General features: G+C 56.8%; 27 protein-coding genes. 22 read left to right on the forward strand and 5 right to left on the reverse strand.

Going from position 1 to position 25,941, the window contains the following annotated elements; translation table 11 throughout:
- The first annotated feature begins 131 nt into the window (after positions 1-131).
- Genes MKFW12EY_RS09255 through MKFW12EY_RS09275 form a run of 5 tightly spaced genes read left to right on the forward strand, consistent with a single transcriptional unit; the run spans position 132 to position 4,910 of the window.
- A complete protein-coding gene (locus MKFW12EY_RS09255) occupies positions 132-683 on the forward strand; it encodes an REP-associated tyrosine transposase (protein ID WP_054762310.1) in 552 nt (183 codons plus the stop codon).
- Positions 680-886 carry a DUF2281 domain-containing protein gene (locus MKFW12EY_RS09260; RefSeq protein WP_157199419.1) on the forward strand — a complete coding sequence of 69 codons (207 nt, stop codon included), beginning with the start codon at positions 680-682 and terminating at the stop codon, positions 884-886. Before MKFW12EY_RS09255 ends, MKFW12EY_RS09260 begins: the two co-directional genes overlap by 4 nt.
- Before the next feature lie 12 nt (positions 887-898).
- Positions 899-1,819, forward strand: coding sequence for a rhodanese-like domain-containing protein (locus MKFW12EY_RS09265; RefSeq protein ID WP_082409859.1), 921 nt, complete (start codon positions 899-901; stop codon positions 1,817-1,819).
- Positions 1,816-2,691, forward strand: a complete 876-nt coding sequence (locus MKFW12EY_RS09270; protein ID WP_221054414.1) for a transglutaminase-like domain-containing protein — start codon at positions 1,816-1,818, stop codon at positions 2,689-2,691. Before MKFW12EY_RS09265 ends, MKFW12EY_RS09270 begins: the two co-directional genes overlap by 4 nt.
- Before the next feature lie 47 nt (positions 2,692-2,738).
- Complete coding sequence (locus MKFW12EY_RS09275; RefSeq protein WP_221054415.1) at positions 2,739-4,910, forward strand: Ig-like domain-containing protein; 2,172 nt, start codon at positions 2,739-2,741, stop codon at positions 4,908-4,910.
- 154 nt (positions 4,911-5,064) lie between these two features.
- On the opposite strand, the gene MKFW12EY_RS09280 is transcribed toward MKFW12EY_RS09275, so the two are convergent.
- From MKFW12EY_RS09280 to MKFW12EY_RS09290, 3 genes are read right to left on the reverse strand one after another with little or no spacing between them, the layout of a single operon-like run.
- On the reverse strand, positions 5,065-5,346 hold the full coding sequence (locus MKFW12EY_RS09280) for an RnfH family protein (protein WP_221054416.1): 282 nt from the start codon (positions 5,344-5,346) through the stop codon (positions 5,065-5,067).
- Complete coding sequence (locus MKFW12EY_RS09285) at positions 5,336-5,773, reverse strand: type II toxin-antitoxin system RatA family toxin (RefSeq protein ID WP_082409860.1); 438 nt, start codon at positions 5,771-5,773, stop codon at positions 5,336-5,338. Before MKFW12EY_RS09285 ends, MKFW12EY_RS09280 begins: the two co-directional genes overlap by 11 nt.
- Positions 5,774-7,132, reverse strand: coding sequence for a sodium-dependent transporter (locus MKFW12EY_RS09290; protein ID WP_054762302.1), 1,359 nt, complete (start codon positions 7,130-7,132; stop codon positions 5,774-5,776).
- A 95-nt stretch (positions 7,133-7,227) separates the two neighbouring features.
- Between MKFW12EY_RS09290 and smpB the strand changes: the two genes are divergently transcribed.
- The 14 genes from smpB (at position 7,228) to MKFW12EY_RS09360 (ending at position 19,910) form a co-directional block, all read left to right on the forward strand.
- Positions 7,228-7,713: an SsrA-binding protein SmpB gene (gene smpB, locus MKFW12EY_RS09295; RefSeq protein WP_054762304.1), complete on the forward strand. Its 486-nt coding sequence runs from the start codon at positions 7,228-7,230 to the stop codon at positions 7,711-7,713.
- A gap of 3 nt (positions 7,714-7,716) precedes the next feature.
- Positions 7,717-8,283 (forward strand): isochorismatase family protein, encoded by a 567-nt coding sequence (locus tag MKFW12EY_RS09300; RefSeq protein ID WP_221054417.1) that lies wholly within the window; start codon positions 7,717-7,719, stop codon positions 8,281-8,283.
- A gap of 21 nt (positions 8,284-8,304) precedes the next feature.
- Positions 8,305-9,333, forward strand: coding sequence for an FAD:protein FMN transferase (locus MKFW12EY_RS09305; RefSeq protein ID WP_054762306.1), 1,029 nt, complete (start codon positions 8,305-8,307; stop codon positions 9,331-9,333).
- Positions 9,334-9,366: 33 nt separating this feature from the next.
- On the forward strand, positions 9,367-10,161 hold the full coding sequence (locus MKFW12EY_RS09310) for a DUF2231 domain-containing protein (RefSeq protein ID WP_054762308.1): 795 nt from the start codon (positions 9,367-9,369) through the stop codon (positions 10,159-10,161).
- Between the two features lie 114 nt (positions 10,162-10,275).
- Complete coding sequence (locus MKFW12EY_RS09315) at positions 10,276-10,896, forward strand: phosphoribosylanthranilate isomerase (RefSeq protein WP_054762313.1); 621 nt, start codon at positions 10,276-10,278, stop codon at positions 10,894-10,896.
- A 5-nt stretch (positions 10,897-10,901) separates the two neighbouring features.
- Positions 10,902-12,122, forward strand: a complete 1,221-nt coding sequence (gene trpB / locus MKFW12EY_RS09320) for a tryptophan synthase subunit beta (protein ID WP_064021861.1) — start codon at positions 10,902-10,904, stop codon at positions 12,120-12,122.
- Positions 12,119-12,922 (forward strand): tryptophan synthase subunit alpha, encoded by an 804-nt coding sequence (gene trpA / locus MKFW12EY_RS09325; protein WP_054762426.1) that lies wholly within the window; start codon positions 12,119-12,121, stop codon positions 12,920-12,922. The genes trpB and trpA overlap by 4 nt, the downstream gene beginning before the upstream one ends.
- A gap of 24 nt (positions 12,923-12,946) precedes the next feature.
- The gene (gene accD, locus MKFW12EY_RS09330) at positions 12,947-13,882 is read left to right on the forward strand and encodes an acetyl-CoA carboxylase, carboxyltransferase subunit beta (protein ID WP_054762428.1); all 936 of its coding nucleotides are present in this window, start codon (positions 12,947-12,949) and stop codon (positions 13,880-13,882) included.
- An 11-nt stretch (positions 13,883-13,893) separates the two neighbouring features.
- Positions 13,894-15,159 (forward strand): bifunctional tetrahydrofolate synthase/dihydrofolate synthase, encoded by a 1,266-nt coding sequence (folC, locus tag MKFW12EY_RS09335; RefSeq protein WP_221054418.1) that lies wholly within the window; start codon positions 13,894-13,896, stop codon positions 15,157-15,159.
- 11 nt (positions 15,160-15,170) lie between these two features.
- Complete coding sequence (locus tag MKFW12EY_RS09340; RefSeq protein ID WP_221054419.1) at positions 15,171-15,980, forward strand: SPOR domain-containing protein; 810 nt, start codon at positions 15,171-15,173, stop codon at positions 15,978-15,980.
- 42 nt (positions 15,981-16,022) lie between these two features.
- Positions 16,023-16,541, forward strand: coding sequence for a CvpA family protein (locus MKFW12EY_RS09345; protein WP_064029632.1), 519 nt, complete (start codon positions 16,023-16,025; stop codon positions 16,539-16,541).
- Between the two features lie 12 nt (positions 16,542-16,553).
- Entirely contained in the window at positions 16,554-18,062 is a 1,509-nt protein-coding gene (gene purF / locus MKFW12EY_RS09350) for an amidophosphoribosyltransferase (protein ID WP_054762434.1), read from the forward strand.
- Between the two features lies 1 nt (position 18,063).
- On the forward strand, positions 18,064-19,254 hold the full coding sequence (locus MKFW12EY_RS09355; RefSeq protein WP_221054420.1) for an O-succinylhomoserine sulfhydrylase: 1,191 nt from the start codon (positions 18,064-18,066) through the stop codon (positions 19,252-19,254).
- A gap of 77 nt (positions 19,255-19,331) precedes the next feature.
- The gene (locus MKFW12EY_RS09360) at positions 19,332-19,910 is read left to right on the forward strand and encodes a PilZ domain-containing protein (protein WP_054762436.1); all 579 of its coding nucleotides are present in this window, start codon (positions 19,332-19,334) and stop codon (positions 19,908-19,910) included.
- 49 nt (positions 19,911-19,959) lie between these two features.
- On the opposite strand, the gene grxC is transcribed toward MKFW12EY_RS09360, so the two are convergent.
- Positions 19,960-20,214, reverse strand: a complete 255-nt coding sequence (gene grxC, locus MKFW12EY_RS09365; RefSeq protein WP_054762461.1) for a glutaredoxin 3 — start codon at positions 20,212-20,214, stop codon at positions 19,960-19,962.
- Positions 20,215-20,248: 34 nt separating this feature from the next.
- Positions 20,249-20,902 carry a class II aldolase/adducin family protein gene (locus tag MKFW12EY_RS09370; protein ID WP_054762438.1) on the reverse strand — a complete coding sequence of 218 codons (654 nt, stop codon included), beginning with the start codon at positions 20,900-20,902 and terminating at the stop codon, positions 20,249-20,251.
- Between the two features lie 47 nt (positions 20,903-20,949).
- Here MKFW12EY_RS09370 and MKFW12EY_RS09375 point away from each other — a divergent pair, with 47 nt between their 5' ends.
- From MKFW12EY_RS09375 to ribD, 3 genes are all read left to right on the forward strand, one after another.
- Positions 20,950-24,327, forward strand: coding sequence for a mechanosensitive ion channel domain-containing protein (locus MKFW12EY_RS09375; protein ID WP_221054421.1), 3,378 nt, complete (start codon positions 20,950-20,952; stop codon positions 24,325-24,327).
- A gap of 66 nt (positions 24,328-24,393) precedes the next feature.
- Complete coding sequence (nrdR, locus tag MKFW12EY_RS09380) at positions 24,394-24,852, forward strand: transcriptional regulator NrdR (RefSeq protein ID WP_054762448.1); 459 nt, start codon at positions 24,394-24,396, stop codon at positions 24,850-24,852.
- On the forward strand, positions 24,842-25,939 hold the full coding sequence (gene ribD / locus MKFW12EY_RS09385; protein ID WP_054762450.1) for a bifunctional diaminohydroxyphosphoribosylaminopyrimidine deaminase/5-amino-6-(5-phosphoribosylamino)uracil reductase RibD: 1,098 nt from the start codon (positions 24,842-24,844) through the stop codon (positions 25,937-25,939). The genes nrdR and ribD overlap by 11 nt, the downstream gene beginning before the upstream one ends.
- Positions 25,940-25,941 lie beyond the last annotated feature (2 nt).

Here is a 25,941-nt window from a genome sequence, read left to right on the forward strand (position 1 = left end):
TAGGTTTGGTTGTTCCTTGTTGCCGGCGGTTTGGTTTTTTTGGGCGGTGATATGGCGGAATGCGCTTTGCTTTTCCGCCCTACGTTTTTTCTCGTGACCAATCGCTGTGGATTATTTTGAAGGAGGAAAATGTGCCGAATTATCGTCGTTATCGGGTGTCCGGCGGGTGTTATTTCTTTACTGTAAATTTATTGGAAAGGAAAAACACTTTGCTGGTTGACCATATCGACTTGCTGCGGGAATCGGTACGTTTATGCAAGCGGGAAAAGCCGTTTAATATTGATGCTTGGGTGGTGTTGCCGGAGCATATGCATACCATCTGGACTTTGCCGGAAGGCGATGACGATTTTTCGACTCGCTGGAAATTGATCAAAACCCATTTTTCCAAAGGCTTGCCGGCGGAAGAAAGACGTTCCAAGGTTCGTATCAAAAGAGGTGAACGCGGAATTTGGCAACGACGGTTTTGGGAGCATTTGATCCGCGATGATCGTGATTACGAAAACCATATGGATTATTTACATTTCAATCCGGTGAAACATGGTTGGTCCCAAAAGGTTATTGACTGGCCTTATTCCAGTTTTCATCGTTTTTTTAAAATGGGCGTGTATTCTGCCGATTGGGCCGGCGCTAATTGTTTGGACATTGGATTCGATGAGTATCAAAACTGCATAGGTGAACCATGAATATTTCAGAACATAAATTAAATATTATTCGGGCAGTTGACCAATTGCCGGAAGAATCCTTGCTCGAATTGGAAAAACTCATCCAAACATTACATCCCCCAAAACAACCGGTTTCAAAAAGGCAATTTGGTTGCATGAAAGGCTTGGTTATTTCGATGGCGAGTGATTTTGACGCGCCGTTAATCGACTCCAAGTCAAACTAATTTAATAACAACATGAAAATAGCTGCTTTCCGATACTCAGCTTTAATAGTGCTTTTTTGCTATTTATTGACCAACAACATGTTGGCTGCTGCAGCGGAAAATACTCAAGCCGAATCGGAAAACACCAAGGATTGCTCCGAAATTGAAGTAATTAAAACGCCGAGTACAGCAAAACCTATGCAAGCGCTGCTTGATTTAAACAAAGGCCAGTTTAAATCGGGCAATATCAAACCCGATACGCGTGGTTTTATCAGTATTGCCGAGCTTAATAATTTACCTGGGGTGGATAAGATGCTGTGGGTGGATATTCGCGATGCCGTGCACTATGCAAACTACCACATACCGCAGGCCATCAATATCCCGGCCAACGATTTAGCTAGCAAGCAGTATTTAAAAAATAAGCCGCTGTTATTGATTGATCAGGGGTTTGCCATTTCAAAAGTCACGGCTGTATTCCAACAACTGATAGCGGCCGGATTTAGTGATGTCAAGGTGCTGGCCGGCGGTTTGCATGCTTGGCGGCATGCAAACCAAGCATTGGCCGGCGATATATTCGTCCAACAAAGCATAAACCGAATTACGCCGCAACAGTTTTACCTGGAACGTGATTACAGCGATGTACTGGTGCTGGATCTGTCCGTTAAGGAATTAGCCAAGCCTAAAGACGCTCTGCAAAAGTATTTGCAGCAGGTGATGGCAAAGCAAGCGTCGAGCAAAAATTTGGGTGATATACGCATTTTGCTAATGACAGACCAGGGCCAAGGCTACGAAGTCGTCGAGCAGGCGCTTGCCGGACTGGCTTGGCCATCGGTGTTTTATCTGGAAGGCGGTAAACAGGCTTATCGGACATTTCTGCAAAGCCAGCAAGCTTTGTGGAATCGTCCTACCGAGAAACAAGGCAAAACCATTACCTGCGGCAGAAGAAAGCGATGAAGTACGACAAACGCGTCGTCAGTGCGCTGGCGATTATTGCATTGGCAGCTGGGGCTTGGTATGGCTGGCAAGCGGCTACTGCGCCGGTTTACGACAGCACGAAGACGGTTAGTTACAGCTTTACTTTGAGAAATGCCAACAATCGGCTACTAGAAAATGCCGAGTTCTGGACTTATGCGCCGGTACGGCAAACCTCGGGGCAAACTTGTTGCCAACGGCTGGACGTGTCGCATCCATATCAGTTGGAAACCGACGACTTGGGTAACCAGGTATTGCATTTTAAATTTGCAAAACTGCCGCCCTATGCGGTGCGGATGATCCGGGTTACCGCGCAATTGCAAATGGCGGAAAAACCCAATTGGTTTTTTGGGTTTAAACCCCAGCGCTTCTTAAGCGAGGAGCCGTTGATGGAAAGCGGGCATCAAGCCATTAAAGCGGCGGCGAAGTTATCCACCGATGCCTTGTTGCAAACCACCCGCAAGACCTATGACTGGGTGGTAGCTAACGTTCGAGATAGCGGTTATCTGCGTGAGGAACGCGGGGCTTTGTATGCACTGGAAAACCAGCAGGGCGATTGTACCGAAAGTGCCTATCTGTTTACGGCCCTGGCGCGCGCGAATGCGATTCCGGCGCGAGCTGTTGCCGGTTATGTGCTGGAGAATAATGGTTTGCTCCGGGCAGCGGAGTATCACGAATGGTCCGAGTTTTACGACGATGGTACCTGGCGGATTGCCGATCCGCAAAAACGCAGTTATGACCAAAACTATGACCATTACGTGGCAATGCGCTTGGTCGATAATCGGCCGGATGCGGTGTTTAAGTTTGCCCGTTACCGCTATTCCGGCAATGGGCTTGAAGTCGAGATGGAATAGGGCGCTACGCCACTTAAGTTAATACTGAAAATCATGGATTATTCGCGATGAACCTATTTGCCAATCTTCTCTGTTGCCGTCTGCCGTATTCGATACTTTGGCTGGTTTTGCTGATATTGCCGCTACGGGTGATGGCCGAAGAGACCTTTTGCGCCAAGGTGAGCATCGAAATCAAACAGGAATTAACCTTGGAGCGGCAAGCGTTCGACGCCCACATGCGGATCAATAACGGCGTTGAAGGCTTTCCGGTGGAAAACGTACGGGCGGATGTGAAATTTGCCGATGAAGACGGCAATCCGGTGCTCGCCAGTTTCGACCCGGATAACACCCAAGCCAAGTTTTTTATCAAGCAAGACAGTTTGAGCGGAATCGATAATGTCACCGGTAGCGGCGTGGTGGCGCCGGCGTCGTCCGCCGACATTCATTGGTTGATCGTTCCTGCGCCCGGCGCGGCCGGACAGTTGGCCGGGGGCAAGTTATATTTTGTCGGTGCCACTTTGCAATACACGTTAAACGGCGAGGCTAAAACCACGGAAATCACGCCGGACTTTATCTACGTCAAGCCGATGCCGCAGTTGACGCTGGATTACTTTTTGCCGAAGGACGTGTTTGGCGACGATGCCTTCACCCCCAGTATCGAGCCGCCGGAGCCGTTTACCTTGGGTGTCCGAGTGAGCAACAAAGGCCAGAGTGTAGCGCCGGCCTTAAAGATCAATTCCGCGCAGCCGCGCATCGTCGAGAACGAGTTAGGTTTGCTGATAAATTTTCGCATTAACAGCGGCTTTGTTAACGACGCGGCGGTTGCGCCCAGTTTATTGCTGGATTTCGGCGACATTGCCGCGAATTCGGTCAAGATGGGCCGCTGGCAAATGGAGACGACGTTGTCCGGCAAGTTCATCGAGTTTACGGCTGACTATTCTCATGCCGATGAGTTGGGCGGCGAGTTGACCTCGTTGATGACGGCAGTCAATACCCATCAGCTGTTGCGCGACGTGTTGGTCGATTTGCCGGGGCGCGATGCTGTCAAGGATTTTCTGGCGAGCGACGGTAGCACTTTGCGAGTCTACGAATCCAATGGCGTCGATTCTCAAGTCACAGACCAATCGGCATTTGCCAGTACGGTAATCGGCGGACAGCAGGGTGGTCCGGCCAGTTACCAACTAAATTTGCCGGTAACAGCCGGGTTCTTTTATGTCCGCATCCCGGACCCACACGCCGGCAAAAAAGATGTGACCCGTCTGCTGCGAGCGGATGGCAAGACTTTGAATAAGGCTAACGTGTGGCTTTCCAAAACCCGCGCCGCCAATAACGGCTGGAATTACTTTATCAATGTGTTCGATCAGAATGGCGGCGGACAATACAGTCTGACGATGGACGATTTCCCGGTAGTGCCGCACGCGCCGGTATTGCAATTCATAGCCGACCGGACGGTGAGCGAGGGTAAATCCGTGGGCTTTATCGTCGAAGCGAGCGATGCCGACGGTACCGTACCGGTTTTGACGGCGGCGCAGTTGCCATTGGGTGCGGTATTTGCGGATCGCGGTGATGGAGTCGGATTTTTTAGTTGGACGCCCAAACATGATCAGGCGGGCGTGTATTACATCAGCTTTACCGCATCGGACGGCGCACTGAAAGCGCAACGTACGGCGAAGATTACCGTTGTTGACGCGCCGGTCGCCACGGCTAATTACGAAGTATCCTTTGAAGCCGGATTCAATATCTTTACTTATCCGGTGCAAGTGGCCGCGCAGCATCAAACCTGTCTGGGCTTGTTGAACAGCCTGGGCGATGCAACGGTGGTGGCGAATATCAGCCGCTTCAATACCGCCAGCCAGAAGGTCGAACAGTGCAGTTACGCGAGTGGCGGCGATTTTGCCATTAAGGCCGGCGACGCATTGGCTATTCAGATGTTGAAACAGAAAACCTTGCAGTTCGACGGCGAAAAAACCTGCCCGGTGTGGTTCGTTAATCCCGGACCGAACTATGTCGGCCATCCTCTGGCACCGGCCGGTTTTAGCTGCTACGACGTGGCGAATTTAACCAAGTCCAAAGTCAGTTTGACGCAGTCGTTCAATAAATCGAATGGCCGCTTTGAAAGTTGCGGGTGGGATAACCAGGCGAACCAACCGATCGGTGTCGACTTCCTGATCGGCGCGACCGACGGTTTGATCGTCAATGCACTGAAACAGGAGTTGGTCGTGTTGCCAGGGTGCGAATAGCGGGCATGCTCGCCATGAATTTTTAATACACGGCGCGAGGTACAAAGGCAATCGGTCGACTTTATCTGGTGTAAAGGCCGGCTCCGGCGAGTTGGGAGTAGACCAATAATTGCGTGAAATTGCTAAGTTTTTGTAACTGATTAGAACGGTGCCTTCACTTTTGCACCCGTTCTCGCCTAGCTTCCATCGGGTTTTTTCGCAACGGCCGGTAGATTTCCACCCGGTCGCCGTCGGCCAGAACTTTATCCCTGGTGCAAACCGCGCCGAAGATGCCGATGGTTTGCTGCGCCAGGTCGATGTCGGGGAATTGGTCAGCGATGCCGGAGGCTGAAATGGCCTGGTCCGCCGTGCTGCCGAGCGGTAACGCCAGCGGAATCAGCAATTGCCGCTCCGGCAGCGCGTAGGCGACTTCGACGTTAATGCGATCAACCGCCATACAGGGCTTTGGCGCGTTGGGTGAAGGAGCCGACCATCGTGTTGCAGATTTGGTTGAACACCGGGCCGAACGCCAAGCTGGCGAAAGCGTTGGAAATTTCGAATTCCAGATCCAGCGAGATTTTGCTGGCGTCCTCGCGCAACGGCATGAAGCTCCAGAACCCTTCCAACGACTTGAATGGGCCGTCCAGCAGGCTGATTTGAATGCGGCCGCCGCGGTCGATTTTGTTGCGGGTCGTGAACGACTTGTGAAAGCCGGCTTTGGCGATGTCGATTTGGCCTTCGACGATGTCGCCTTCCCGGCGCAATACCCGGCTGCCGGAGCACCAGGGCAAGAATTTCGGATAGGATTCGATATCGTCGACCAGATCGAACATCTGCTGCGCGGAGAATTTTACCAGCGCGCTTTTTTGTATCACCGTAATCATTTACAGCACCCCGAGTACGTGCAGGAATACCAGAAAGACCGAGGCCGGCGCGACGTATTTGATCAAAACTTGCCAGACCTGAAAACCTTGCGCCGGCATTTCCAATTCCTGCTCGGTATCGGCTTGGCGCATGGTCCAGCCGGCGAATAAGGCGATACACAAACCGCCGATAGGCAGCATCAGATTGGCGGTCAAATAATCCAGCAATTCGAACAGGTTTTTGTCGAACCATTTGTGGCCGGACCAGATGTTGAACGAAAACACCACGGCCACGCCCAAGGCCCAACAGGCGCTACCGGACCAGATGCAGGAGCGGCGGCGTTCGATGTTTTTGTTCTCGACCAGCCAGGCTACGGTCGGCTCGATCAACGAAATCGACGAGGTCAGCGCTGCGAAAAACAGCAGCACGAAAAACAGTACGCCGAACAGCCAGCCGCCGCCCATGTGGCCGAAGGCCAGCGGCAGCGTCTGGAAAATCAGGCCCGGTCCGGCCGCCGCTTCCAAGTTGTTGGCAAAGACCAACGGAAAGATGGCGATGCCGGCCAGTAGTGCGACGATGGTATCGGCGCCGGCGATAAAGAACGTAGTTTTAGCGATCGAGACGTGGCCGGGCAGGTAGGAGCCGTAGACCATGATCGCGCCCATGCCCAAGCTCAACGTGAAGAAGGCGTGGCCCATCGCGGTCAACACCGCGTCGGCGTCGATCTTGCTGAAATCGGGGCTGAACAGGAAGTCGATGCCTCGTTCGTAGGCCCCGGAAGACATCGCGTAGGCCACCAGAATCATCAAGATGACAAACAGCGCCGGCATCAAAAAGCGGACGGCTTTTTCCAGGCCGCCCTGCACGCCGCGCATTACCACCTGCATCGTGATGAACATGAACAGCGTGTGCCAAAACAATTGCTGAAGCGGGCTGGCCATCAGGCCGTCGAACATGGCTTTGACCTCGCCGGCATCGGTGCCGAAGAACCCGCCGAAGAAGGCTTTGAAGATATAAGCCATGGCCCAGCCGGCAATCACGCTGTAGTAGGCCAGGATCAGAAAGCCGGCGATCATGCCCAACCAACCCAGGTAATGCCAGCGCGGATCGGCGCCGGCTTCGGCGCTGAGGCGCTGCATCGTGTTGATCGGGCTTTGCCGGCCGCGCCGGCCTAACATGATCTCGGCGATCATGATCGGCACGCCGATTGCCGCGACGCAGGCCAAATACACCATGACAAAGGCGCCGCCGCCGTTTTGGCCGGTGATGTACGGAAATTTCCAAATGTTACCCAATCCCACCGCCGATCCGGTGGCGGCCAAAATAAATGCAAAGCGGGAGGACCACTCGCCGTGAATGGATCGGGTTTTATCGCTCATGTGTTGCGCCCTGTGTTTTTTAAGTCGTTATTTAACGGGTGTGTGAGTAAAATAACAAAATTCCCGTTTTCAGTCAGTCTAAAAATCCGAGCTACATGGCCGCCAAAAAATCCAAAAAGGACTCCAAAGCCAACGACAACACCATTGCCCTAAATCGGCAAGCCACCCACGAATACACGATAGACGAACAATTCGAGGCCGGCTTGGTGTTGGAAGGTTGGGAAGTCAAGAGTCTGCGCGACGGTCGAGTACAGTTGAAGGAAAGCTACGTCGAAATCAGACGCGGCGAAGCCTGGCTGTGCGGGGCGCACGTCTCGCCGCTGCTGTCGGCCTCGACCCACGTCAACCCCGACGCGGTGCGGCGCAAGAAGCTGTTGCTGCACCGGCGCGAATTGAACAAGTTGATCGGTTCGGTGGAGCGTAAAGGCTACACCCTGATCCCGCTGGCGATGTATTGGATCAAAGGCCGGGCCAAACTGAAAATCGGCTTGGCCAAGGGCAAGAAACTGCACGACAAGCGCGCGGCGGCCAAGGACAAGGATTGGCAGCGCGACAAAGCGCGCATCATGAAACACGGCTGAGCCATGTCTTCCCATCCCAATTTACTCGACGCGAATCACAGCGTCCTGCTGCTGGTCGATATCCAAACCCGGCTTAGTGCGGCGATGGCGGCAGAAGCCGCCGGGCAAATGGCGCTGCACAGCGAGCGCCTGCTAACGGCGGCATCTTTGCTGGAAGTCCCGGTATTGCTGACCGAACAGTATCCGCAGGGCTTGGGGCCGACCCAAGCTAACCTGCTGGAACTGTTGCCTGCCGCAGCGCAAGTTTTCGCCAAAACCGGATTTTCCTGCTGTGCGGCGGAGGGTTTTTGCGCGGCGTTGGCGGCGCTGGGTCGAAAGCAGATAGTGCTGGCCGGCCAAGAAAGCCACGTGTGCGTGTTGCAAACGGCGCTCGAGTTGCAGCATCTGGGGTACCGGGTACATGTAGTCGCCGATGCCGTCTGCTCGCGGCGTGCCGAACACAAAGCCTTGGCCTTGCAACGCATGCAGCAACAGGGCATAACGCTGAGCTGCCACGAGTCGGTATTGTTCGAATGGTTGCGCGACGCCAAGCACGAACGGTTTAAAACAATTTCCAGCTTATTGCGTTGAACACATTGTAGTGGGGGATAAATGATACGGACGGCATGGATCGGACCGATACTGGGAGCGTTCTTGCTGGCGGGCTGCGGCGGCGAGCCGCAGGTGCCGGTGCAGAAATTCGAGGGCTTTGCCCAAGGCACCACTTACCATGTCAGCTATTGGTCGGAGCCGGCTGTCGATGTTAAACAAGTGCAAGCCGAAGTCGACAAGACGCTGGCCGAACTGGACAAATTGTTGTCGAATTACCGGCCCGATTCCGAAATCGAGCAATTCAATGTTTCTTCTGCGACGGTCGGCCAGACCGTGGATGCGCAAATCGTCGCCCTGGTCAGAGTCGCGCAAACCGTCAGCCAGCTCAGCGGCGGTTGCTACGATCTGACGATCAAGCCTTTGTTCGAATTGTGGGGCTTTCAAAACGACGAATTGCACGTGCCGGAGCAGGCCGCTATCGATGCCGCTTTGGCCAATGTCGGCATGTCTAAATTGGAAATCGTCGACGACGCCCATTTGTTGAAGAAATTGCCCAATCTTCGCGTCGACTTGTCGTCCATCGCCCAGGGCTACAGCGTAGGCAAAGTTGGCGAAACCCTGGAAAAATTGGGGCTGGACAATTATCTGGTCGAAATCGGCGGCGAATTGAAATCTCTGGGCCATAAACCCGACGGCAAAGCCTGGGTCATCGCCGTCGAGAAGCCGTTGCCCGGCGAAAGAACCATGCACAAGGCGGTGACCTTGCCGAAGGATACGCCGATGGCGGTGATGACCAGCGGCACTTACCGGCACTATTTCGATCTGAAAGGCCAGCGTTACAGCCACATCCTCGATGCGCGCACCGGCAGGCCGGTCGCGCACGATTTGGTGGCAGTCACCGTGTTTCACGAAAATCCGACGGTCGCCGACGCCTGGTCGACCGCGTTGCTCTGTCTGGGCCAGGACGAGGGCATGAAGCTGGCCGATAACCAGAAGCTGCAGGCCTTGTTCATCCAGCAGCGCGACAGCGAATTCGTCGAGAGCAAGACGCGGGCGTTGACGACCTCGACCACCGTCACGATCAATTAAGCCAAGGCCGGAGCGCCGAAACCAGGGGGATTCATGTTGGGACTAGACAGTCAAATCCGATTTTCGATTCATGGCGGTGCCGACAGCGGCGGTGTAGCCGGCGGCGTCGACAGTCTGCTGGCGTTTTTGGAAAGCGCAGTGCGGCAATCGCCCGCCGAAACCTTTCACAGTTTATTGCCGGGCATTGAGGCATTGCAGAATTTGCATCCGCTGTTCGTGCATTTTCCGATCGCATTGTTGAGTCTGTTTTTTGCGCTGGATCTGGCCGGTAGTTTGGCCGGACGGGCGGAGTGGCGCCGGGTCGCCAGTTGGTTTTTGTATCTCGGCGTCGCCTTTGCCGGAATTACCGCGACCTTCGGGTTTGTTGCGGCCGATACGGTCGCTCACGGCGGCGATGTCCACGAGATTATGGAAAGCCACGAACATTTGGGGATATCCGTATTCGGCCTGGCTGCGTTTCTGGCGGTATGGCGCGGGATTGCCAAAGCCCATCCGGCCGGTCCGGCCAATGCCTTCTACTTGGCGCTAGCCGGTCTGTTGGCCGGTTTGTTGGCGTTCACGGCCGATTTGGGCGGTTTGATGGTTTACAAATACGGCGTGTCGGTCGAGGCGGCTGCCGATGCGAACCGGGCTGCAGCATTGCGCCACGAACACGGCGAGCCCGATTTCGACCAACCGGTCGATCACGACGAACCCGTCGTGAAACAGGAGCTGGGCTTGGGCAGTGCGATTCATCAGGACGAGGACGGCGCGGCGCATCCGCAAGCCGAGCCGGCGCCGGCGGCCGCCAGCCACCAGCACGAGCATAACCACAAACATGACCATTGAGCGGCCGAAATCGGCGCGGCAAAGGCTGGTTCGTCCGGCCTTTTTATTTGGCCGCGGACATGATTTCCCGCTGAGCTGTGGTATCCTACGCCGCCATTTTTTATGAGCTTGGCCATGCGTACCCGCGTTAAAATCTGCGGCTTTACCAATGTCGACGATGCCGTGCAAGCCGGCCGGCTGGGCGCCGATGCGATAGGTTTGGTGTTTTATCCGCCCAGTCCGCGTTACGTCGAAATTGCGCAGGCGGCGGCGATCAGCGAGGCCTTGCCGGCTTTCGTCAGCGTGGTAGCCTTGTTCGTCGATGCCGAGCCGGATAGGGTCCGGGAAGTGCTGGGCCGGGTTAGGGTGGATTGCCTGCAATTCCACGGCGACGAGCCGGCGGAAGCGTGCCGGATCTACCGCAAATCCTATATCAAGGCGGTGCGGATGCGACCGGGAATTGACGTGGCACAGTTGGAAAGCCGATATGCCGATGCGGCGGGACTGTTGCTGGACGCTTACCACCCGGGCCTGCCGGGCGGTAGCGGCAGCGGTTTCGACTGGGATTTGATTCCGCAGAGCCGATCATTGCCGCTTATATTGGCCGGCGGCTTGACAGCCGACAACGCCGCCGAGGCGGTGGCTGCGGTTAAACCGTATGCATTGGATGTCAGCAGCGGCGTAGAGGCCCGGAAAGGCATCAAGGATGCGGCGAAAATGGCCGATTTCATAAGAATAACTAATCGAGCGACTTGAGAATTATGACTGACACATACCCTTTGGGGGACAAGTACGATATGCCGGACGCCAGGGGCCATTTCGGTCCCTACGGCGGTATCTTTGTGGCCGAGACGCTGATGCCGGCGATTACCGAACTCAACGCCGCCTACCAGCGCTACATCGACGATCCGGATTTCATCGCCGAATTGGATGCCGACCTGCGCGATTACGTTGGCCGGCCGTCGCCGTTGTACCATGCGCAACGTTGGAGCGAACATCTGGGCGGCGCGCAGATTTATTTGAAGCGGGAAGACCTGAACCACACCGGCGCTCATAAGGTGAACAACACCGTCGGCCAAGCCTTGCTGGCCAAACGCATGGGCAAGACCCGCATCATCGCCGAGACCGGCGCCGGCCAACACGGCGTCGCCACCGCGACCGTCGCCGCGCGGCTGGGTTTGGAATGCGTGGTCTACATGGGCGCGGTCGACGTCGCCCGCCAGGCGCTGAACGTCTACCGGATGAAGTTGCTTGGCGCCACCGTGGTGCCGGTCGAGTCGGGTTCGAAAACCCTCAAAGATGCATTGAACGAAGCCCTGCGCGACTGGGTCACCAATATCGACAACACGTTTTACATCATCGGCACCGTGGCGGGGCCGCATCCTTATCCGGCGATGGTGCGCGATTTTCAGGCGGTGATCGGCCGCGAAGCGCGTAAACAATGCCTGGAACAAGCCGGCAAATTACCCGACGCTTTGGTCGCCTGCGTCGGTGGCGGTTCCAACGCCATCGGTTTGTTCTATCCCTTCATCGACGACGCCGGCGTCAAGATGTACGGTGTCGAAGCGGCCGGCGACGGCATCGCCACCGGCCGCCATTCCGCGCCGTTGTCGGCCGGTCGTCCCGGTGTATTGCACGGCAACCGGACCTATTTAATGGCCGACGACGACGGCGAAATCATCGAGACCCATTCGATTTCGGCCGGCCTGGATTATCCCGGCGTCGGTCCGGAACATGCCTGGTTGAAAGACATCGGTCGGGCCGAGTATCCCAACATCACCGACGACGAGGCCTTGCAGGGTTTCCACGCGCTGACCAGAATGGAAGGCATCATTCCGGCGCTGGAATCCAGCCATGCCATGGCCTATACCATGAAGCTGGCGCCGACGATGCGCAAGGATCAGGTCATTGTCGTTAACCTGTCCGGCCGCGGCGACAAGGACATGCACACCATCATGCAACGCGAGGGAATCAGCCTATGAGCCGTTTAGCCGCCAAATTCGCCGAATTGAAAGCCTCCGGCCGCAAAGCCTTGATTCCGTTCATCACTGCCGGCGACCCGTATCCGGAATTCACCGTGCCGATGTTGCACGAAATGGTCAAGGCCGGCGCCGACGTGATCGAGCTGGGCGTGCCGTTTTCCGACCCGATGGCCGACGGCCCGGTGATCCAGCGCGCCAGCGAACGCGCCTTGGCCCACCATGTCGGCTTGCGCAAAGTGCTGGCGATGGCGATGGAGTTTCGCAAGACCGACCAGACCACGCCGCTGGTGTTGATGGGTTATTTGAATCCGATCGAAATCATGGGTTACGAAGGTTTCGCCAACGCGGTACAGCGGGCCGACGTCGACGGCGTATTGACGGTGGATTTGCCGCCGGAAGAGTCGGAAGACTGCGTCAAATTGCTGCGCGAGCGCGGTATCGACCAAATTTTTCTGTTGGCGCCGAACACGACGCCGGATCGGATTCGTAAGATGCACGAAGTCGGTAGCGGTTACCTGTATTACGTTTCGCTGAAAGGCGTCACCGGTGCCGGTCATTTGGATGTCGCCGATGTCGAAGACAAGTTAACCATGATCAAAGCCAACACCGACTTGCCGGTCGGCGTCGGTTTCGGCGTGAAGGATGCCGAGACGGCGCGAACGATTGCCGCCATCGCCGACGGCGTCGTGGTCGGTAGTGCTCTGATCAGCAAAGTCGAGGCCAATCTCGACGATCCCGAGCAGGCCAAACGCGAAATCATCGAACTGTTGAAATCCATGCGCCACGCAATGGACCACTGAAGCATATAGCGGAGAACACCCCGAATGAGTTGGTTTGAAAAACTGGTCCCCTCTGCGATAAGAACCGAATCGTCGCAAAAACGCACCACCGTGCCGGAAGGTTTGTGGAACAAGTGCCCGCGTTGCGACGCGATACTGTTTAATGCCGAGCTGGAAAAAAACTTCAGCGTATGCCCGAAGTGCGAACACCATTTGCGCATTTCCGCCCGGCGGCGGTTGAACATTTTTCTGGACGAAGGCAATTGCCAGGAAATCGGCGCCGGGCTGAAACCGGCCGATCCGCTTAAATTCAAGGACAGCAAACGCTATAAAGACCGGATTAGCCAGGCGCAAAAGCAAAGTAACGAAAACGACGCGCTGGTGGTGATGAAGGGCACCTTGAAAGGCTATCCGATCGTCGCGGCTGCGTTCGATTTCGGTTTCATGGGCGGCTCGATGGGCTCGGTGGTCGGCGAGCGTTTCGTGCGCGGCGTCAACGAAAGCTTGCGCAGCGGAGCGCCGTTCATCGTCTTCACCGCCAGCGGCGGTGCCCGGATGCAGGAATCCTTGTTTTCGCTGTTCCAAATGACCAAAACCAGCGCGGCTTTGACCAAACTGGCGGACGCCGGCATTCCGTATATTTCTTTCATGACCGACCCGACCATGGGCGGGGTATCGGCCAGTCTGGCGATGTTGGGCGACATCAACGTCGCCGAGCCCGATGCATTGATCGGCTTCGCCGGGCCGCGCGTGATCGAACAGACCGTACGCGAGAAATTGCCGGAAGGTTTTCAGCGCAGCGAGTTTCTGCAGGAGCACGGCGCCATCGACATGATCATTGATCGCCGCGAGATGCGCGATAAAATAGCCGGCATCCTGGCGATTTTGCGCGGCGGCGTTAGCGTTTCGGCAGTCGCGGCCGGCGAAAGCGGCGATTTGGCCCAAAGTCCAGTCAGCGAAACCTTGCCGATTCAGGATTAAAGCCGGTCGAAATGGCGCGTTTCGATTCGCTGCAAGCTTGGCTGGCCTGGCAGGAACAATTACATCCGCGCTCGATAGATTTGGGTTTGGCGCGGGTCGCCGGCGTTTATCGGCAGTTGAACCCGACCCAGGCCAAACCTTTGACCGTCACGGTGGGCGGTACCAATGGCAAGGGTTCCTGCGTGGCGATGCTGGAGGCGATATACCGGGCGCAAGGCTACAAAGTCGGCGCCTACACTTCGCCGCACATCTTGCGCTACAACGAAAGAATCCGCATCGATGGCCAGGCGGTTGCCGACGCCGACATTTGTCGGGTATTTTCCCGAATCGACGCGGCTCGCGGCGAGACCAGCCTGAGCTATTTCGAGTTCGGCACGTTGGCGGCGCTGTGCTTGTTCGCCGAAGCCGGCCTGGACGTACAGCTATTGGAAGTGGGTTTGGGCGGCAGGTTGGATGCGGTAAACATTGTCGATCCCGACGTCGCGTTGGTAACTACTATCGCGCTGGACCATGTCGATTGGTTGGGTAACACCGTGGAAGCGATAGGCCGGGAAAAAGCCGGCATTTTTCGGCAGTCGGTGCCTGCCGTGATCGGCGACGCAGCGGCACCGGCCTCGTTACGGCAGGTAGCCGAGCGGATTGGCGCCAAGGTTTACCAATTGGAACATGACTTCGCTTACCGCAAACAGGGCGAAACCTGGGAATGGCAAGGCGGCGAGCGAGCTTACCGCGATTTGCCGGCTCCGGCGTTCAAAGGCGAACAGCAATACCGGAATGCCGCAGCGGTGCTGATGGCCGTTTCGGCGTTGCAGGAGCAGTTACCGGTCGACGACGCGGCGATCCGAGCCGGTTTGCGCCAGGCCAGCCTGCTGGGCCGGTTTCAGTTGGTCGCCGGCAAACCGCGCGTATTGCTGGATGTCGGCCACAATCCGCAAGCGGTCGGCACGCTGATCGATTATCTGCGCGATTATTTTCCCGCCGCCACGATCCATGCCGTATTCGCGATGATGCGCGACAAAGATATCGCTACCGTGGTGCAGATGATGCGGGAGCGGGTGGCGCGGTGGTATCTGGCGCCGCTGGATAATCCGCGCGCCGCCGAGCCGGCATTGATCGAATCCCATTTTCGGCAGTTGGATATGGCGAACGTCGACAGCGGGTTCGCCGATTTTTCGGCCGCATTCCAAGCGGCCCGGGCAGCGGCGGGGCCGGACGAGCTGGTTCTGGTGTTCGGCTCGTTTTTTCTGGTATCCGAATATTTGGCAAAATTTTCTTAGAGGTGATCGGAATGGATCAAGAATTGAAACAGCGATTGATAGGTGCGGCGGTCATTACCGCGCTGGCCGCGATTTTCGTACCGATGTTGTTCGACGATCCTATCGACGAAACCGGTAAAAATATCAGCGAACTGAAAATTCCCGAATTGCCTGCCAAAGCGCAGGATGTCGAAATCATGCCGCTTCCGGAAAAAGTGGAAGACGTGGCCGAGGCTCCGGCCGAAGCTGCCAAGCCGGCTCCGAAATTCGTCGAAGAAGGCGAAGCCGAAACCGAATTCGAGCCAGCGAAGCCGCAAATCAAATTGAGTGCGCGGGAAGCGGCGCCGCTAACGCCTTCCGCTGCATCGCCGGCAAAGCCGTCGCCGCGGGCCCTGGCGCCTGCCGACGAAGAGCCGGCCGAAGCGGAGGATTTGCCGATCGCGCCGAAGCCGGCAAAACCGGCCGCTCCGGTACAGCCGCTGACCAGCGTCGCGCCGGTCCCGAAACCGTTGAAACCGTTGGCGAAACCGGCCGAAGCCAAATCCGAGCCTTCGGCTCAAGCCCCGCTGGCCGCGCCGGCTGCCAAGCCTGCCGCCGCAGCCGAGGAAACCAACCGCTGGTATTTGCAGGTGGGAACTTTCAGCCAGAAAGCCAATGCCGCCAGTTTGCAGGAGAGTTTGAAGCAACAGGGTTTCGCGGCAACGGTTAAGGAAGTGGCCGGCGATAAAGGCACCGTCTTCAAAGTCCGTATCGGACCCATCGTCGACAAAGCCAAAGCCCAGGCGGTCAAGGCCAAATTGGCGCAGATCAACGTTAACAGCTTCGTTTCCGCCGACGAATAATTGGTTTTGCCCGGTTTGGTTATTTCGATAGTTTACTGAGCGATGCCGGATTTGGTGCCTTGGGACAAACTGCTGTGGGTTGATTACACCATTATTGCCGTCATATCCATGTCGGCGGTGATGGGCTTGGTGCGCGGTTTTATCAAGGAAGCCTTTGCGCTGGTGCTATGGATTGCGGCAGTTTGGGTGGCGACCCACTACAGCCGCGAGCTGTCGGTGTTGCTGCAATCCACGATCAGCTACCCGTCGGCCCGCATCGCCGCCAGCTTCGGCTTACTGTTTTTCGCGACGTTGATATTGGGCAGCCTGATCAGTTTCCTGTTGAGCCAATTGATCGAGAGAACCGGCCTGAGCGGCAGCGACCGCCTGCTCGGCATGTTGTTTGGCATCGCCCGCGGGGCCGTGCTGGTTTCCATGCTGGTGATTCTGGCCGGGGTCACGCCGCTGCCGGAAGACCCGTGGTGGAAACAGTCCGTACTCATTCCTCCGTTTCAAGCCTTGGCGGTCTGGTTGAAAAGCCAGATGCCGACCGGTTTGGCGGATTACATTCATTATCGATAATCCGGATCAGCTATGTGTGGTATTGCCGCTATTGTTTCCAATCAAAGTGTTAACCAAGACCTGTACGATGCCTTAACCGTGTTGCAGCACCGCGGCCAGGATGCTGCCGGCATCGTCACTTGCGACGGCGGCCGCCTGCATTTGCGCAAGGACAACGGTTTGGCCCGCGACGTGTTTTCGCCCGAGCAAATGATGAAGCTGAAAGGCAACATGGGCATTGCCCACGTGCGTTATCCGACCGCCGGTTGCACCAGTTCCGCCGAGGCCCAGCCGTTTTACGTCAATTCGCCGTTCGGCTTGACGCTGGCCCACAACGGCAATCTGACCAATACCGAGGAATTGAAGCGGCAGGTGTTCGTAGACGATCAACGCCATATCAATACCGATTCCGACTCGGAAGTGTTGTTGAACGTATTCGCCCACGAATTGCAGCAATTCGGCAAACTGCGCTTGACCGTGGACGACGTGTTTCAGGCTGTCAGCGCGGTGCACAATCGCTGCCGCGGCGCTTACGCGGTGGTGGTGATGATTGCCGGCTTCGGCGTATTGGGGTTTCGCGACCCGCATGGCATCAGGCCGATCGTGTTCGGCGAGCGTCAAACCGAGGACGGCGTCGATTACATGATCGCGTCGGAGAGCGTCGCGCTGGACGTGCTGGATTTTCGCCTGATCCGCGATCTGGCGCCGGGCGAAGCCGTGTTCATCGAGGCTTCCGGCAAATTGCACACCCGCCAGTGCGCCGAAACCATCGACCATTGCCCGTGCATCTTCGAATACGTCTATTTCGCCCGGCCGGATTCGATCATCGATAACATCTCGGTTTACAAAGCGCGGATGCGGATGGGCAAAAAGCTGGCCGAAAAAATCCAGCGGGAATGGCCGGACCACGACATCGACGTGGTGATTCCGATTCCGGATACCAGCCGCACTGCCGCATCGCAGATCGCTCACGATCTGGGGGTCAAATTTCGCGAAGGCTTCATGAAAAACCGTTACATCGGCCGTACCTTCATCATGCCGGGACAGAAGCTGCGGAAAAAGTCGGTCAAACAAAAGTTGAACGCGATTTCGCTGGAATTCGACGGTAAAAACGTATTGCTGGTGGACGATTCCATCGTCCGCGGCACCACGTCCGAACAGATCATCCAGATGGCGCGCGACGCCGGCGCCAAAAAAGTTTATTTCGCCTCCGCCGCGCCGCCGGTGCGTTACCCCAACGTCTACGGTATCGATATGCCCGCCGCGCGCGAGTTAATCGCCCACGGCCGCAGCGAAGACGAGGTGTGTAAGGCGCTGGGGGCCGATAAATTGATTTACCAGGATCTGGACGATTTGATCGAAGCGGTCGGCCGCGGCAATCCGAAGATCGCGCACTTCGACACGTCCTGCTTCAGCCGCGACTACGTGACCGGCGATATCGACGATGCCTATTTGGCGAAGATCGAGGCCTTGCGCAACGACCACGCCCAGGAAACCCGTAAAAGCAGCAGTTTTATTATCGAAATGCAGGTGGCGAAATAATATGAACCAACCGGATTGGCAAGATTATGCCGCGGAAACCCAAGCCATACGCGCCGGCCAGAAGCGGAGCCACGAGGGCGAGCACAGCATGCCGATTTTCGCCACCTCCAGCTATGTGTTCGGCTCGGCCGAGGAAGCCTCGCTGAAGTTTACCGGCCAGCAGCCCGGCAATATCTATTCGCGCTTTACCAACCCGACGGTCGCTACCTTCCAGGAACGTCTGGCGCTGATGGAAAAAGGCGAACGCTGTCTGGCGTTCGCATCCGGCATGGCGGCCATCATGGCAGTGGGTATGGCGCTATTGAAGGCGGGCGACCACGTGGTTTGCTCGCGCAGCGTGTTCGGCAATACGGTACTGGCCTTTCAAAATTATTTCGGCAAATTCGGCGTCGAAACCGATTTCGTCAAGCTGACCGATCCGGCCGCCTGGGAAGCCGCGATTAAGCCCAATACCCGCTTCCTGTTTCTGGAAACGCCGTCGAATCCGCTGATCGAAATTGCCGATATCCGGGCCTTGGCCGATATTGCTCACCGCCACGGCTGCCTGCTGGTGGTCGATAACGTGTTTTGCACGCCGATCTTGCAGCAACCGCTGGCTTTGGGGGCCGATATCGTCGTGCATTCGGCGACCAAATACATCGACGGCCAGGGCCGTTGCGTCGGCGGCGCGGTGGTCGCTAACGAAGAAATCATCGAAAAGCAGGTCTATCCCTATTTGCGCACCGGCGGTGCCACGTTGAGTCCGTTCAACGCCTGGGTGTTTGCTGGCGGTTTGGAAACGCTGGCGATTCGGATGAAAGCCCATTGCGACAACGCGTTCGAATTGGCCAAGTGGCTGGAGCGTCAAGACGCCGTCGGCAAAGTGCATTATCCTGGCTTGGCCTCGCATGCCCAGCACGAACTGGCCAAACGCCAGCAAAGCCATTTCGGCGCGGTGGTTAGCTTCGAATTGAAGGGCGGTAAGGAAGAAGCCTGGCGCTTGATCGATGCGACGCGGATGTTGTCGGTTACGGCCAATCTGGGCGACGTCAAAACCACCATCACCCATCCGGCCACGACCACCCACGGCCGGCTGACGCCGGAAGCCCGCGCCGAGGCCGGGATCAAGGACAGCCTGGTACGGATCTCGGTCGGCTTGGAAAATATCGACGATATCAAGGCCGATTTGGCCGCCGGCTTGGCTGCGGCCTGATGCGCCGCAGGCCGGGGCAGCGAACGTAAAGCCAAAAATAAGCTATCTTTGTCCGAAATTCCCCAGAGATTCCGAGCATGTTCCAGGATAGAAAAGAGTACCGAAAAAACTTCAATGCCGAGGGTAAGCTTTACGTCGGCGGCGAAACCTTAGAGATCAATTGTTACGACGTGTCGTTGAACGGTGCGATGCTGGAAGTCATGCCGGGCGATTTGCTGACCACGATTCGGGATTTCGAGGTATTGCTGGAGCAGAGCCGGCGCGCGGAAATTTTCGTCGCCGAATTGCAGTTAGCCGGGGAAGTGGACATCGTCTGGGTCAAACGCGACCGTAACCGGATCATGATGGGATTGGAGTTCCGCGATGTGGTGCACAACGCGCAAAAACTCTGGCGCAAGCGGCGCGGTTACCGCAAGGCCGAGCGTTTCCAGGCGGAGTTGTTCGTCGAGAAGGAACGCTTTGCGGTGGAGGGTTTGGACCGTTCGGTGGAAGGCATGTGTTTGAAACTGGCGGGCAGCTCGCCAGCCATCAAAATCAACGCCCCGGTCAAAGTGCAGTGCCCGGAGTTGGGTTTGAGCGCTCTGGGTAAAATCGTCTGGTACGACAGTAACGAAATCAGTACCCGCATCGGCTTGCAATTAGTCACGATGCGCTAAAAGGCCGGCTTCGGAGGCGGCGGGCGCCGCCCCCGCAGGCCGGTTCCATTCAATCCTGTAGTAGCGGATCCAGTTCTTGGTTCATGTCCAGTGCGTGCAAATCGTCGAAGCCGCCGATGTGGCGTTCGCCGATATAGATTTGCGGAACCGTGCGCCGTTTGGTTTTTTCCATCATCTGTTCCCGCAAACCCGGCTCGGCGTCGACGTTGATTTCGGTATAACGGGCTCCCTTGCGCTCCAGCAAGCGTTTCGCCATCGTGCAATAAGGGCAAATTTTCGTGGTATAGATGATGATTTCCGGCATGGATAAATTAATGAATGCTAATAAAGTCGCCATTCTAACGGTCGGTCCGGTTTTGCTCAAGCGCCAAGGCCAGCGCCAACTGTCCGATCAATAGCTCGGCCGCTTGCCTTAGCGAAGTGCCGAACGCCACGACGCCGTCCTCGTGTCCCAGCATGGTAAATATGCCGCTCTCCGTTTTTCCCAGCGTTTGCAAAATGCTTGTCACGGCGCGTGCCATTTCCGGGGTGCCGTAAGGGATGTGCGCTGCGGTATGCGCCAAGCGCAATTTTGCGGTATTGCGCCAAATTTCCGGACAATGCCCGTGAATCACGGCCTGCACGCCGGGCAATCCTTGGTAGATCACGGCGTGAGTCAAGGCTTCCGAAGACGGTTGCGCCGGGCCTTGGGCTTGCAGGTAATTCTGTTGCGGCGCTGCGGCGGTGACCCAGGCATAATGCTCCGGGCCGAGCTGCGGCAGGTGGCCGGTCTGGGTAGCGGAAACCAAAAAACCGTCCTGGCCGGGCTCGCGCCGGCTGCTGATGTTGCCGAAGCCGAGCCCGTCGTATTTGCCGGCGGTGCGGCCGATCAGCCCCAGCCGGTACACGATGCTGCGCCAGGCGTTGATTTCGGCTAAATCCGCATCGCTTGGCAACGCTCGGTATTGGTGGTCGAGACGGTATTTGATCACGCCCTCGCGATCATGCGGCATAAAGACTCCAGACGGCTAATTTCGATTTAAGCTGAATACACTAATCCATGAACGTAAAATTTTTTCTGCACGGCCTGTTTTTTTTAGCGGCGTTGCTGGCGGCCGATGCCGGCAACGCCGCCCAGCCCGCCACTGCGATCAAGGCCGTGTCGCGGGCGGATATCCAACAACGCGTGCAATCGGTCAAGGATAAACAGAATCTGGCCGAAGACGTCAAGAACCGCATCCTGGCCGCCTACCGCGAGAGCGAGGACAACCTGAGCGAGGCCGAAGCCCAGGACGCCCAAGCCGAGTCCTTCAAACAGGCGCTGAATCTGTATCCGGTGGTGGCCAAACAAATTGCCGGCCAGATTACCGAGGCGGAAAACGGCCTGAAAAACCGCAAACCGGAAAAACTGGCCCTGGTCCCGACCGACGAGTTGGAACAGCGCTTGATCATCGAAAAAACCCGGCTCAGCGATCTGGATGCCGAAATCAGCCGGATCGAAGCGCAAATCGGCGAGTTGAACGGCCGGCCGCAACTGATTCGGGAAAAAGTCGCCGAAATCAAAAACAAGCAGGCCTCCAGTTTACAGGAGCAGCAAACTTTGGCTGCACGTGCCGCCGACAACATCTACGAGCGCGAAGCGCGGCAGATCCAAGTGGATACCCGGATTCGGTTGCTGAACAGCACGTTGAAAACCTTGGAGCTGGAAAATATCAGCAGCCCGTTGCGGCTGCAGGTCGAAAAAGACCGGATGCATCTGGCCACGCTGCAGCGCGAGTTGCAAGGTCTGGCGATCGCCGATCTGGATAATTTTTTACTGGACCGGCGCCAGCAGGAAATCGACAAGGAGCAGGCCGAATTGGCGCAGGCGGAGAAGGATGCCGAGGGCAAGCATCCGTTCATCCGAGATGCGACCAAAACCAACATGCAGTACAACCACAGCCTGCAGGACATCAATAAGAACATGGAGCAGTACCTGCTGCAAAAAACCGAGATCGACGCCCGCGGCAAGCAGTTGGAAAAAGACTTTCAAAGCGCCGAGCAAAAAATCAACTTGGCCGGTTTGAGCCCGGCCTTGGGCAATTTATTGCGCGAACAACGCCGCAACGTGCCGCAGCGCAAACAGTTCGCCCATTTGGCCGACGACATCCAGGAGCAGATCGCGTTGGCCAGTCTGGAAATGTTCAAGCTCGACGAAGCCAAGAAAGAGCTGGCCGACGTCAACCAAGTGTTATTGAACCAGATCGGCCGATTGCCGGCCGATACCGACGACGCTGAAAAATTGCGGATTCGCACCGAATTGCGCATGCTGCTGAACGACCGCAAGGATCTGGTAATGCGCCTGGCCACCAGCTACAACGAATACGGCAGGCTATTGGGGGATGTCGATTTCAGCCTGCAACAAATGCTGGGCGTAGCCGACAAGTTTAGTGCCTACCTCGACCAACGCCTGCTGTGGGTACCCAGTGCGCGGGTGATCGACAAATACTATGTGAAAGACATTTTTTCGTCGCTGGTCTGGTTTTTCAGTCCCGACAACTGGTTGCGGGTGGCGGCGAATTTCGGCGAGAGCATCGCCAATTTTCCGCTATTGGTCCTGGTCGGCTTGGGCATCGTGGTGTTGCATTGGCGTTTTCGGTTAAACCTGAAACGCAGGCTGACGCATCTGCTCGACAAAAATCCGCTAGGCCATAGTTTCGGCGAAATTCTGTCGGGGATGGGCTATTTGATGCTGCTGTCGCTGTACGGCGCTTTATTGATGGCCTGGATCGGCGGCGTATTGCTATTGAACGCCCGCGCCGATTTTTTTAGCCATGCTTTCGCCGAGGGTATGGTCGCGACGGCCTTGTCGCTGTTCGTCGTGCAGTTTTTCTTTCGTCTGTTCAAACCCGACGGCATTGCCGAAACCCTGTTCCATTGGCCGGAGCATGTCACCAACTTGCTGTACGGCCAAATGAAGTGGGCCCGCTTTCTGTTGTTGCCCAGCGTGTTCATCATGTCGATGACCGGCAGCGACTTGTTTTCCGAACATAGCTATGCCTTGGGCCGTACCGCGCTGATCGTGATGATGCTGACCTTCAGCTACGTATTTCACCGCTTGGCCCAGCCGCAAACCGGCCTGGGCCGCTATTTCTACCAACAGTCCGCCGGCTGGTTCAGCCGTTTGCGTTACGTCTGGTATGCGATTGCGCTGCTGACGCCGTTGGCGATCATCGGTTTCGCCGTGGCCGGTTATTACCAAAGCGCGTTGGAGCTGGAACAAAAGCTGATTGACAGCTTGCGGTTGGTGTTCTTCGTCTCTCTGTTTCAGGCTCTGGTATTGCGCTGGTTGCGTAATACTCAGCGCCGCTTGGCGCTGAAGAATGCCCGGCAAAAACGCAAGCAGATCGAACAGGCTGCTGCGGCGGCAGGCACCGAGGGCGGAATTCCGCTGGATGAGGAATTGCTGGACATCTCCAAAATCAACCAGCAAGGCCACAATTTTCTGGCCACCGTAACCGGGGTAATGATCGCCGTCGGCGCCTGGCTGATCTGGAGCGATATCCTGCCGGCGTTTTCGGTGTTCGACCAAGTCGTATTGTGGCAACACGCGCAAGTCGTGGACGGCAAGGAAGCCCTGCAACCGGTGACCTTGATCAATCTGCTGCTGTGTCTGGTCTACATCGGTCTGGCGTTTTTGTTTGTCGGTAACTTTCCGACCCTGGTCGATTTGGCGACCGCCGGCAAATTCGCCATGACCGCCGGCGGCCGCTACGCCCTGATCCAGTTGGTGCGTTATAGCTTGGTCTCGGTCGCTTTTTTGGCGGTCGCCAACGAGCTGGGCGGTAGTTGGTCGCAGGTGCAATGGCTGGTGGCGGCGCTCAGCGTGGGTTTGGGTTTCGGTTTGCAGGAAATCTTCGCCAATATGGTGTCGGGTATCATCTTGCTGTTCGAACGGCCGATTCGGGTTGGCGATACCGTCACGGTCGGCGACGTTACCGGCCGGGTCAGTCGGATCCAAATGCGGGCAACGCATATTGTGGACTGGGACCGCAAAGAATTGGTGGTGCCGAACAAAACCTTCATTACCGACCAACTGATCAACTGGACCTTGTCCGATACCGTGACCCGGGTAGTGGTGCCGGTCAGCGTATCCTACGGCACCGATATCGAGCTGGTGGAGCAGATTCTGAGCCAAGCAGTGAAAAATACCGAACAGGTGCTGGCCGATCCGGAGCCAGCGATCAGTTTCGTCGGCTTCGGCGAAAGCGCGTTGGAATTCAAAGTCAACGTATTCGTGCGCGAGTTGAGCGACCGTACTGTCGCGACCCATAAATTGCATATACAGATTTACGAAGCGCTGCAGGCGCACCATATCGAAATTCCCTATCCGCAACGCGACGTGCATATCCGTTCGGTCGCCAAAGGCGTGCTGAACGAGGGTGGCGCCAATTATTAGCCGATTTCAATATAACCGGGTTCTGTAATAAAATGCGGCGCTTTAAACCGAGCTCCGATTTTTAACATGCGTTGTCCGTTTTGCGCTGCACAAGACACGCGGGTGATCGATACCCGTCTGGCCGACGACGGCGACCAAGTCAAGCGCCGGCGGGAATGCGTAGCCTGCAAGGAGCGGTTTACCACGTTCGAAGTGGTCGAGTTGACGCTGCCGCGCATTATCAAACGTAACGGCGCCCGGCAAAGTTTCGACGAGCAAAAATTGCGGGCCGGCATACAACGGGCGCTGGAGAAGCGGCCGGTACAGGTCGATGCGGTCGAAGCCGCGTTGAGCCGGATCAAAAAGACGTTGACGGCCAGAGGCGAGCGGGAGATTCCGGCGCGCGAACTGGGCGAGATGGTCATGAACGAACTGAAGGCGCTGGACCACGTCGCTTTCGTGCGTTTCGCATCCGTTTACCGCAGCTTCCAGGACGTCTCCGATTTCACCGCCGTCATCGAAAATTTGCAGAAACATGACGTCTAGCCAAGACGCCGCCTTTATGGCGCGGGCCTTGAAACTGGCGCAAAACGGCCTGTACACGACCGATCCCAATCCCCACGTCGGCTGTGTGTTGGTCAAACTTGGCGAAATCATCGCTGAGGGCTGGACCCAGCGCGCCGGATACGCCCATGCCGAAGTGGACGCATTGAGCCGGGCCGACGATGCCCGCGGCGCCACTGCCTACGTCACGCTGGAGCCCTGCAGCCACCAGGGTAAGACCGGGCCTTGTACCGAGGCGTTGATCGCGGCCGGCGTCAGCCGGGTGGTCGCCGCAATGCAAGACCCGAATCCGCTGGTGTCAGGCCGGGGTTTGCAGCAGCTCGCCGCGGCCGGGATCGAAGTCGTCTGCGGCGTGTTGCAAAGCGAGGCGGAAAATTTGAACCGCGGCTTTTTCAAACGGATGAGCCAGGGCTTGCCCTGGATTCGCAGCAAGCTAGCCATGAGCCTGGACGGGCGTACGGCGATGGCCAGCGGGGAAAGCCAGTGGATCACCTCGCCGCAGTCGCGCCAGGACGTTCAACGTTGGCGAGCGGCCAGCAGCGCGGTTTTGACCGGAATCGACACGGTGCTGGCCGACGATCCGTCGTTGAGTGCGAGAGTCGATTTCGATGTGGTCCAGCCGGTGAAAGTGGTATTGGACAGCCGGTTGCGCATGCCGCCGGCAGCGCGGATGTTGCAGGATGCTGCGGAGGTCTGGATTGTGACTTCGAGTAGCGACTCGGTAAAACGGCAGCGTTTGCTCGATGCCGGTTGTAAAGTGTTTCAAGTCGACGCTCAGGGCGGACGCACCGATTTGCCCCAAGTTTGCAGGTTGCTGGCAGAGCGGCAGATCAACACGGTGTGGGTCGAGGCCGGTGCGACCTTGAACGCGGCTTTGCTGAATAGCGGCCTGGTCGACGAATGGTTGATTTATATGGCGCCTTGCATATTGGGCGACAGCGGGCGCGGGCTGTTCCGGCTGCCGCAGTTGCAACGCCTGCAAGACAAGAAGCAACTTTATTTGGCGGAAGCGCGGCAAGTGGGCCCGGATTTACGGTTGCAATACCGGCCGCAAGCGATTTCCGATTAGGG

This window comes from Methylomonas koyamae (assembly GCF_019669905.1).
Classification (GTDB): Bacteria; Pseudomonadota; Gammaproteobacteria; order Methylococcales; family Methylomonadaceae; genus Methylomonas; species Methylomonas koyamae.